Here is a 9,155-nt window from a genome sequence, read left to right as displayed (position 1 = left end):
GTTCTTGCGGCGACGGCCTTCGCCGGCTTCGACGGTAACGGAGATCTCGACGTCCGCCTCGAGGCCCGGGAGGGCAAGACCTGGGTCGTCTGGGAGGACTCGGCAGCCCACCTGGCATGGTGCGAGCTGCTCCCCGGCGGGACCTGGTCGGCCCCGGCTTTCGAGCCAGTATCGGGTCCGGAGGACGAGGAGGCGGCCCGCCTGAGAATCAAGTTCCAGATCCTCCGCTGATTCCGGCGGCGAGCCTGGGTGGCGACCAGCCAGTCCCCCCTCCAGGCGCGTCCGTCCGCCGGGGGATTCGCTGGGCCCACCGCCGGCCCCTGCGCGAGTGGGGGGCACGAATCCCCCGGAAACGCCGCAGGTCGCGCCGCCCGGACCAGGGCCTCGGCCGCAACGCCTCCCACCGCAACGTGCATCCCCACCCGTGCAGACTACCGGCCCCGCCAGGCGTCGCGGGGCGGGCCCGCCGGGGTGCTGCGCTCACGCGAAAAGGGCGGCCGGGCATCGCCCCGCCGCCCCGGTGACCCGCCCGGTCTGCGGGCCGTCGATCAATACATCGCCAGGTAACGATCCACTTCCCAGGGGTGGACGATGGTGATGTACTCCTGCCAGTCCTGCAGCTTGCCCGCGATGAAGTGCTCGGCCACGTGGTCGCCCAGGGCCTCGAGCATCGCCTTGTCCTTCTGCAGGGCCCGGGTGGCCTCGTAGAGGTCGCCGGGCAGGGCGTCGATCTTCAGCCGTCGTTTTTCCCGCTCGCTCATGCGGAAGATGTCCTTGTTCACCGGCGGGCCGGGATCGATCTGGTTTTCGATGCCGTTGAGTCCGGCTTGGAGCATCACGGCGAAGGCCAGGTAGGGGTTGCAGGAGGGGTCGGGCATGCGCACCTCGACACGCGTGCCGGCGCCCCGGCGGGCGGGCACCCTGGCCAGGGGACTGCGGTTCTTCTCGGACCAGGTGATGTTGGTCGGCGCTTCGTAGCCCGGCACCAGGCGCTTGTAGGAATTGACCGTGGGGTTGGTCACCGCGGTAAAGCCCTTGGCGTGGGCCAGCAGGCCGCCGATGTAGTGCAGCGCGGCCTTGGACAGGCCCCACTCGGCCTGGGGGTCGTCGAAGGCGTTGGAGGAGTCCGAGAGGTGGAACAGGGACTGGTGGCAGTGCATCCCCGAGCCGTTGACTCCATACAGGGGCTTGGGCATGAAGGTAGCGTGCAGGTCGTGCTGCACCGCGATCTTGCGCACCACGTGGCGGAAGACCATCAGGTTGTCGGCGGTCTTCATCGCCTCGGCGTACTTGAAGTCGATCTCGTGCTGGCCGGGGGCCACCTCGTGGTGGGCCGCCTCCACCTCGAAGCCCATCTTCTCGAGCACGTTGACGATCTGTCGCCGGGCCGATTCACCGCGGTCCACCGGCGCGAGGTCGAAGTAGCCGCCGTGGTCGTGGGTCTCGGTGGTCGGCGTGCCGTCCGCCGCCCTGTGGAAGAGGAAGAACTCCGCCTCGGGTCCGAACATCGCCCGGTAGCCCATCTTCTCGGCTCGGGCGATGGCCCGGCGCAGCACGAAACGCGGATCCCCCTCGAAGGGCTGCCCGTCGGGCATGGCGACGTCGCAGATCAGCATCGCCCGGCGGTTCGGGTCGCCCGGATCGGCCGGAAAGACCCGCAGCGACTGGAAGTCGGGCCGCAGGAGCATGTCCGATTCCTGGATGCGGACGAAGCCCTCGATGGACGAACCGTCGAACATGATCTCGCCCGCCAGCGCCTTGTCGAATTGACTGTCAGGCACCTCGACGTTCTTGATCACACCGTGGATATCAGAGAAAACAAGGCGAAGGAATCGGACGCCTTCGTCCTTCAGGATGGCGCGGACTTCCGCTTCGCTCCTGGCCATGGGGCCTCCTTTCGAAAACAGCAGTCGCGGCAAGGTATAGGCCTCCACGAAGTTCTGTCAAGTCATGGTGACAATAAAAAACTGACAAAATGTCCATATGGCTCGTGATTCGAGGGTTGCGGGGGATATTTTTGTGCAAAGTGTTTCCGAAAATTGCGTCATTTCGCCGAATTTCAAGGTCGAAAAGTGACGTCCTGCCCTCCTCCGGACGAGGCCGGTTCCTACCGCTCTTCGTCGGAAGGCGGTGGGGGGAGTATGCTCCCGCCGGTCGAGCCGCCCCGGTGCCCGTCGGCGGTGGGCGGCGCCTCGTGGTGGAAGGGAAAATGCGCTCATCTCTCGTCCTGGTGGTCGTCCTGGGTCTGCTCGCCGGTTGCGCCGGCCCGGTTTCCCGAAGCAGCGCCGAGCGCGTGGTATTCACCGGCCCTCGCTTCTGGACCGGGGATGCCGATCACCCCTGGGCCGATGCCCTGGTCGCGGAGGAGGGAAAAATCGTCGCCCTGCTCAGCCGCCGGGAAGTGGGCCGGGAAGTGGCCGGGGGCGGCACCGTGCGCCAGCTTTCCGGCGCTTTCGCGACCAGCGCCTTGGCCGATGCCCACGCTCATATCCTCGGCTACGGCCAGACCTTCGAGCGGGTCGACCTGGTTGGTGCCGGCAGCCTCGAGGAGGTGCTCGAGCGGGTGCGCGCCTTTGCCGAGAGCCACCCGGGCCGGGGCTGGATTCTCGGTCGAGGGTGGGATCAGAACGACTGGCGGCGGCGCGGGTGGCCCGATGCCGACCGCCTCGAGCAGGTCATACCCGACCGTCCCTGCGCGCTGACGCGGATCGACGGCCACGCCCTGTGGGTCAACCGGACCGCGCTGGCGATGGCCGGCCTCGATGCGGATACCGTGGATCCGCCGGGAGGCGCGATTCACCGGGATCCATCCGGCCGACCGACCGGAATTCTGATCGACAGCGCCATCCCGCTCGTCGAGCGCGAGATCCCGCCCCTCGACCCGGACGCACGCCTGAGGGCGCTGGAAACGGCAGCCAGGCACCTGGTGGCCGCCGGACTCGCCACGGTGCACGACATGGGTGTCGACGAGCCGACCTGGCAGGCGATGGTGCGGTTGGCCGGGGAGGGCCGCTTTCCCCTGCGGGTCTTCGCCTACGCCCAGGCCGGCGGCCGACTCCACCGGCGACTCGTCGAAGACGGTCCCATCACCGAAGGCCGGCTGCACCTGGTGGGCGTGAAGTTTTACGCGGACGGCGCCCTCGGTTCCCGCGGGGCGCGGCTGGCGGCACCCTACAGCGACCAGGGCAACACCCGGGGGCTGTGGGTGACCGATCCCGCCGCCCTGCGCGCAGGAATCGACGAGGCGCTGCGAGCGGGGCTCCAGCCCGCCGTCCACGCCATCGGCGACGAGGCCAATCGCGTGGTGATCGATCTGTTCATCGAGGCCCTCGCCGCGCTGGGCCGCCGGCCGACGCTGCCTCCGCGGCTCGAACACGCCCAGATCGTCGATCCGGCGGACATTCGCCGGGCCGCCGAGGCGGGCATCGTCATTTCCATGCAGCCGACCCACGCCACTTCCGACATGCCCTGGGTCGAGCAGCGTCTCGGCCCGGAGCGTCTGGCCGGCGCCTACGCCTGGAAGAGGTTTCTGGATGCGGGGGCGCGGCTGGCCTTCGGCTCGGATTTTCCGGTGGAGTCCATCGACCCCCGGCGTGGTCTCTACGCCGCGGTGACCCGCCAGGACGCCCTGGGCCGCCCGCCGGGGGGCTGGCTGCCCGATCAGCGGCTCGAGCTTTCCACGGCCCTGGCGGCCATGACCTCCGGGGCGGCCGCGGCGGTGGGACGGGAAAAAGTTCTCGGCCGGCTGGTGGTGGGGGCCTCCTGTGACCTGACTGTGCTGGAACGCGACCCCTTCCGCGAGCCTCCCCGTGCGCTGCTGGACAACGGGGTGACGGCCACGGTCATCGAGGGACACGTGTTCTCGCCGGTGATCGCCCGGGCGCAGACCCCATGAAGGGCTCGCGCCCGGTCCGCCGCCGGGGCGTTCTGCCGACCCTGCTCGCGGCAGCGCCGGATCCGCCGTGCGAGCGTTGCGCGGCCCTGTGCTGCCGCTACTTCGCCCTCGAGCTGGATCCCCCCGAGGACGAAGATGACTTCGACGACCTGCGCTGGTACTTGCTGCACAAGCGGAGCTGGATCTGGGTCGATGACGGCGAGTGGTACCTGCAGGTGGACGAGGAGTGCCGCTTCCTCGAGAAGGACGGCCGCTGCGGAATCTACGACCGTCGCCCCCGCATCTGCCGCGAGTACGGCGCGGACCCCACCGACGACCCGCGATGCGACTATTTCAGTGAGTCAGAAGAGCACGATATGGAGTTTCGTCATCCCGGGGAGCTGGAAACCTACGCTCGCCGCTTTCTCGCCCGTCGTCGGGCGGAGCGCCGCCGGCGTTCGGCTGCGGCCAGGAAGGGCTGGCAGCGGAGAAAGGCGAGGCTACAGAAGCGGGATCCACGCTCTTGACAGGCGAGGAGGGGGGAGGCTCCCGATATCATGGAGGCCACAGGAAGACGAGGGTGACGAAGTTCCGGCTTTCGATCACAGTGTTCTTCCTTGCGATGCTTGCGACGACTGGAATTCCAGTTCGTGCGGCGAGTTCCCATGTCCAGGCTGGTGGCGAGACCTACACCGTCCACACCGGCACCGATGCTGGCTCCTGCATTGTCTACGTCACCGGCGCGGGCCCGGACGTGGAGTGTAGCGACGGCGCGGGCAACGTGGCTCGCGTCCATTCTCGGACTGGGTACGCGGCGACCACCGGCCTGGGACTCTGCGCCAAGGGCGTATGGCCTGTCTCCGAAAATGCCTCCTCGCAGCTCAACTGCGACGAGGATTCCTATAACGTCTCGACCGGAACCGACGATGGGCATTGCACTCGCGGCACGGTCGGGCCCAGCGTGTCAGGCAACGATTCGAAGAGCGGATCGTCTGCCCATGCGGATTGCGGGCCCGGGTGCGGAGACACCTCTGGTTCGGGATGCTGCTGCAAGGCCGGTCCCGGTTGCGGTGCCGGAAAGAACTGCGCCGGTCGGTGCTCTTCCTGGCGCTGGCTCGCCTTCAGGTGCGGGCCAGCCGCCACTGGTGGATGAACGACTCCAGGCGCCGCCGGTCCTCCGGGTTGTAGCGTTCGAACTCGATGCCCAGCCCCGGTGCAGCGGAGGGATCGGTCTGCCCCGGGGGCACCTGGCGGGCGACCCGGCCCACCATGCGCATGGTCTCCGGCATGCCGGGCAGGCGGAAGGCAATCCCCAGGCGCATGCCGATGGGCAGCATCTCGTGGGTCTCGACGAAGACGCCGGAGTTGGACAGATCCCGGCTCTGGCCGATCAGGTGCCCCTCGGGTCCGTCGAAGTAGATCGGCGTCTGCACCGGCACCCGCGGACGGCGCACGTAGCACCAGACCCGGTTGCGACCCAGGCGGTGGGCCTCCTGCAAGGCCTCGTCGGCCCGGCGCGCCAGCTCGGAGGGGGTCTCGCCGTCGGCGGGGTAGCAGGCCACCCCGATGCTCACCGTCACCTTCAACTCGCCGGCTCCGCCGGGCTTGGAGAAGGCAAAGCGGTCGATGGTCTGACGGATCCTGCCGCCCACGTGCCGTGCGTCACCGCGCCCAGTGCCCTCGAGGATCACACCGAAGCAGTCGTCCCGCAGACGGGCGATGAAATCCTCCTGCCGCAGGCTGGCCCGGAGGATGCCGGCCACCCGCCGCAGCACTTCGTCCGAGCGTTCGGAGCCGAAGCGATCGGTCAAGCTGGAAAAGTGATCGATGTTGATCATCAGTGCGGCCAGGGGGCGGCCGGTCCGCTGGGCTTTGTCGAAGCTCTCGCGCAACCGGCCGGCGAAGCCACCCCGCCCGGGAAGCTGGGTCAGGGCATCGACGCTCTGGCCCCGTGTCTGCTCCGGCGCCTGTCCCATGCGGGCGACCACCCGCTGGATCTCCACGGAAATCCGGCGTCCCTGCTGGCCGAGGGGGGTGACCAGGGCGTCGACCTCGAGTGGTACGCCGTCCTTGCGCACGAGGTGGAGGGTCGTCCGGCAGGTGCGCTGGGTCTTGGGGAGTTGGCCGCTGAACAGGGGGCGGGGCTGGAAGGAGCGCAGGCCGCTGCCGTCCGGGCGCTGGTAGATGCCCAGGTCCTTGTGCTGGCCGACCACCTCGAAGGCGGCCCAGCCGGTGAGCTTCTCCATCGCCCGGTCGAAGGCCAGGATGTGGCCCAGGTTGTCGACGATGAAGCTGGCCCCCGTCGGCGAGAGAGCACCCGGCGGCGGGACGGTGGCCAGGGGGATGGTCCCCGCCGCGCCGCGTCTTTCGCCGGCTCGCGGCTGCAGGTTGCTCTCCGGTCCGGGTTGCCTCTCCTCGCGATTCCACCACATGGTGCGCTCCTCCGGTCGGGGCGAAGGCGTGTCCGCGGTGATCCGGCCTTGCGTCCCGCTTACAGGCTTAATCTGTGGCCCGAAGCGGGTTGGGGGTAGTCCCGGGGCTATTTTTTTTCGTCACCGTCCGGATCGGCCCGGGGAGCGAGGGATGCCCGTTCCTCGGCGGTGGCCGGCCGCCAGAGACCGCCGCGGCGGCGTCGCTCGATGGTCGCCGGCGGGTAGCGGACCGAGGTGACCAGCCGTCCCCCGGCGCCGAAGACATGGCAGCGGCCCCGCTCGCCGAGCACCACCAGGGTCTTGCGGCGGATGTCGTAGAGCAGGTCGTCCTCCCCCGCCCGGGCCAGGTCGAGCAGGGCCATGCGGGTCGGCCGGCCGCCTTCCGAATGGCGGCGTTCGGCGTGCCGGGTGCGCCGGCCGTGGGCCCGCTGGCCCCGTTCGAGGCGTCGGGCCAGCCCCCGGAGGATGCTCTCGACGCGTCGGGCCGGGGCCGAGGAGAGGCCGGCCAGGGCCGAGTGGGCCCAGCGCACCGCGGCCGACCAGGGGATCGCCGGCATCCGGTCGTGGAGGTGGGCCAGGGGTTCACCGTCGGGGCCGAGACCGAGCACGTTGAGACCGAAGCGTCGGGGGGAGCGGCGGGGACGGGTGGAGACGGCCTGGAAACTCAACGCCAGAGCCCGGGGACGTCCGGTGGGATCCGGCAGCCGGTACCAGCCGGCCACCACCTGGCCGTGGATGCGGTAGCCCGCTTTCTGCTCCTTGAAGACGGGAAGCAGCCGCGCGGTCAGTTCCTGCTCGGTCATCTGGTGGGTGACCACCGCCCGTCCTTCGTCGAAGAGTTCGCCGACCCGGGGATCGTGGCGGGCGAGCAGCAGTTCTCCCAGGTCGAGAAACTCGGGGGTGCCCGAGGGGGAGTAGCCGGCGAAGACCTGGCGGCTGGAGGTGGGTCTGCCGTGCCCGCACCCGGTGCTGGAGCACCGCAGGCAGAGGACGCTGCCCGGCTGAAAGGCCGCACGACGTTGGAGCGCCGCTTCGATGGCTTCGACCAGGGCGACATCCAGGCGGGCGGCTGCCTTGCGGAGGGCCTCGGGGTCGGCGTCGAGAGGCAGGCTCAGGGAAAGGCGCAGGTTTTCCCGCCGCCCGGCGAGCAGGTGCCCGAGGGGTGAGCGGTCGATCTGCTCGTCGGCCCGCTCGATCAACGTCCGCAGGACTTCGAGGATCCTCTCGTCGGTGCCCATGGCCGCGTCCCCGATGGTTAGTGGGAGCGCCCCGGGCGCGTGAACACGCCTTTTTCGACATAGAGCGCCGTGCCGGCCAGGAGGAAGGCGGCGATCCGGCCGCCGACCAGCAGCAGGTCGAGAATCAGCGAGAACTCCCCTTCGTTGGAGATGCCGAATCCGCGCAGGCCGACGTAGAGCAACGAGACGAATTGCACCACGGCAAGGCCCACGAAGGTCCAGGCCGCCGCACGGGTCAGCAGATGGACACCCCGCAGCATCAGCAAGCCCAGGGTCGCGAAGAGCAGCACGGCGGGACCCATGCCTCCCCAGCCGGCGAGGGACCAGAAGGCGTCCGCCGCGTCGAAGACCTGGAGCACCCAGTCTTCGGGGTGGGTGGGGTGGCGCGTGAGCAGGGTGATCTTGTGCTGCACGATCCACATCGCCGACCACAGCCAGTAGTTGATGGCGAAGTAGGCCAGGGCGCAGGCTTGGGCCACCCGCGCGGTCATGCGGTAGTGCTGGGATTGGCCGTAGACCATCACCAGTCCCGTCACGCCCACCAGGCCGAGCCCTCCGACCACCAGGTAGACCAGGAAGTAGGGCATGATGAAATGGAGATTCGCCTTCTGCAGAAAATCGGCTTCGAGGGTGAAGCGTTCGGGCGAGGTGACCATGATCATCTCGACGACCACCATGGCCATCAGAAGGGAGGCGAAGACGACCAGGCAGGTGGCTGCGACGCGCTGCTCGGTTCTGGAGTGTGCTCCTGTCATCTTCCCTCTCCTCGGCCCATCACCCGTGAGCGCATCAGATCAGAGCCCGGGTGCCGGGTCAACGGGTCAGCCCAGGCCGAAGAGTCGCCGGGCGTTGGCCGTGGTGACCTCGGCCACCTGCCGGACGTCGACTCCCTTGATCCCGGCGACGGCTGTGAGGGCCGCGGTGATTCGGGCCGGCTCGTTGCGTTCCCCGGGCTGGACGCCGAGCACCGGGCTGTCGGTCTCGAGCAGCAGTCGTTCGAGGGGCAGTCGCTCGACGAGCTTGACCTTCTGGCGGGAGCGCAGGATGGAGGGCGGAATCGAGAAGAAAAAGCCGGCCCGGGCGCCGATTTCGGCCGTGCCGGCCTTGCCGTCGAAGGCGTGGAGCAGGACCCGCCTGGCGCCCATCTCTTCGAGGAGGGCGATGACGTGCCGGCCGGCGCTGCGGGAGTGCACGTTGATCGCCAGCTCGAGTTCCATGGCCAGGGCCACCTGTCGGCGGAAGATCTCGCGTTGGAGATGCCGGCCCTCCTCGTCTTGGACCACCCAGCGGTCGAGGCCGATCTCACCGACGGCCACCAGCTCGTCCCGATGCTCGCGGATGAAGGCCTCCACGGCTTCCGCCTGCTCGAGATCCAGGTGGGTCGGGTAGAGGCCCGCGGCCGGGGCCAGGGCGGCATGCTCGCGGGACAGCTCGAGGATGCGCCGGGCATCGCTCAAGGTCTCACCGACGGTGACCACGCGTTCCACGCCGGCCCGGGCCGCCCGCTCGAGTACCGCTTCCCGGTCGGCGTCGAAGACCGGATCGGCCAGATGGGCATGGGCATCGATCAGGGCGGGCATCATAATGGTCATGACAAACTCGTCCGGCCTC

At 69.1% G+C, this 9,155-nt stretch carries 8 protein-coding genes; 3 read left to right on the top strand and 5 right to left on the bottom strand.

The window, feature by feature from the left end; all coding sequences use genetic code 11:
- The coding region (locus Q9Q40_00755) for a hypothetical protein (GenBank protein ID MDQ7005740.1) at positions 1–231 on the top strand (231 nt) is incomplete at its 5' end.
- A 317-nt stretch (positions 232–548) separates the two neighbouring features.
- Here Q9Q40_00755 and glnA read toward each other — a convergent pair.
- Entirely contained in the window at positions 549–1,886 is a 1,338-nt protein-coding gene (gene glnA, locus Q9Q40_00750; GenBank protein MDQ7005739.1) for a type I glutamate--ammonia ligase, read from the bottom strand.
- A gap of 323 nt (positions 1,887–2,209) precedes the next feature.
- Between glnA and Q9Q40_00745 the strand changes: the two genes are divergently transcribed.
- Positions 2,210–3,895 carry an amidohydrolase gene (locus Q9Q40_00745; GenBank protein MDQ7005738.1) on the top strand — a complete coding sequence of 562 codons (1,686 nt, stop codon included), beginning with the start codon at positions 2,210–2,212 and terminating at the stop codon, positions 3,893–3,895.
- Positions 3,892–4,401, top strand: a complete 510-nt coding sequence (locus Q9Q40_00740; GenBank protein ID MDQ7005737.1) for a YkgJ family cysteine cluster protein — start codon at positions 3,892–3,894, stop codon at positions 4,399–4,401. Before Q9Q40_00745 ends, Q9Q40_00740 begins: the two co-directional genes overlap by 4 nt.
- A 594-nt stretch (positions 4,402–4,995) precedes the next feature.
- On the opposite strand, the gene Q9Q40_00735 is transcribed toward Q9Q40_00740, so the two are convergent.
- The 4 genes from Q9Q40_00735 to Q9Q40_00720 all read right to left on the bottom strand — a co-directional run bounded on the left by Q9Q40_00735 (position 4,996) and on the right by Q9Q40_00720 (position 9,136).
- Positions 4,996–6,306, bottom strand: a complete 1,311-nt coding sequence (locus Q9Q40_00735; protein ID MDQ7005736.1) for a diguanylate cyclase — start codon at positions 6,304–6,306, stop codon at positions 4,996–4,998.
- A 107-nt stretch (positions 6,307–6,413) separates the two neighbouring features.
- Positions 6,414–7,544 carry a hypothetical protein gene (locus tag Q9Q40_00730; protein MDQ7005735.1) on the bottom strand — a complete coding sequence of 377 codons (1,131 nt, stop codon included), beginning with the start codon at positions 7,542–7,544 and terminating at the stop codon, positions 6,414–6,416.
- A gap of 17 nt (positions 7,545–7,561) precedes the next feature.
- Positions 7,562–8,299 carry a hypothetical protein gene (locus tag Q9Q40_00725; GenBank protein ID MDQ7005734.1) on the bottom strand — a complete coding sequence of 246 codons (738 nt, stop codon included), beginning with the start codon at positions 8,297–8,299 and terminating at the stop codon, positions 7,562–7,564.
- 66 nt (positions 8,300–8,365) lie between these two features.
- A complete protein-coding gene (locus Q9Q40_00720) occupies positions 8,366–9,136 on the bottom strand; it encodes a TatD family hydrolase (protein ID MDQ7005733.1) in 771 nt (256 codons plus the stop codon).
- Between the last annotated feature and the right edge of the window lie 19 nt (positions 9,137–9,155).

Source organism: Acidobacteriota bacterium, from assembly GCA_030949985.1.
In the GTDB taxonomy this organism is placed as follows: Bacteria; Acidobacteriota; Polarisedimenticolia; order J045; family J045; genus JALTMS01.
The sequence above is the reverse complement of the archived record's forward strand: the minus strand, read 5'-3'. Positions and strand labels throughout refer to the sequence as shown.

What these genes read in the sequence shown, in the direction of transcription:
- Q9Q40_00725 (MDQ7005734.1), bottom strand. Translation starts at nt 8,299, where the DNA reads ATGACAGGAGCACACTCCAGAACCGAGCAGCGCGTCGCAGCCACCTGC.
- Q9Q40_00745 (MDQ7005738.1), top strand. Translation starts at nt 2,210, where the DNA reads ATGCGCTCATCTCTCGTCCTGGTGGTCGTCCTGGGTCTGCTCGCCGGT.
- glnA (MDQ7005739.1), bottom strand. Translation starts at nt 1,886, where the DNA reads ATGGCCAGGAGCGAAGCGGAAGTCCGCGCCATCCTGAAGGACGAAGGC.
- Q9Q40_00740 (MDQ7005737.1), top strand. Translation starts at nt 3,892, where the DNA reads ATGAAGGGCTCGCGCCCGGTCCGCCGCCGGGGCGTTCTGCCGACCCTG.
- Q9Q40_00730 (MDQ7005735.1), bottom strand. Translation starts at nt 7,544, where the DNA reads ATGGGCACCGACGAGAGGATCCTCGAAGTCCTGCGGACGTTGATCGAG.
- Q9Q40_00720 (MDQ7005733.1), bottom strand. Translation starts at nt 9,136, where the DNA reads ATGACCATTATGATGCCCGCCCTGATCGATGCCCATGCCCATCTGGCC.
- Q9Q40_00735 (MDQ7005736.1), bottom strand. Translation starts at nt 6,306, where the DNA reads ATGTGGTGGAATCGCGAGGAGAGGCAACCCGGACCGGAGAGCAACCTG.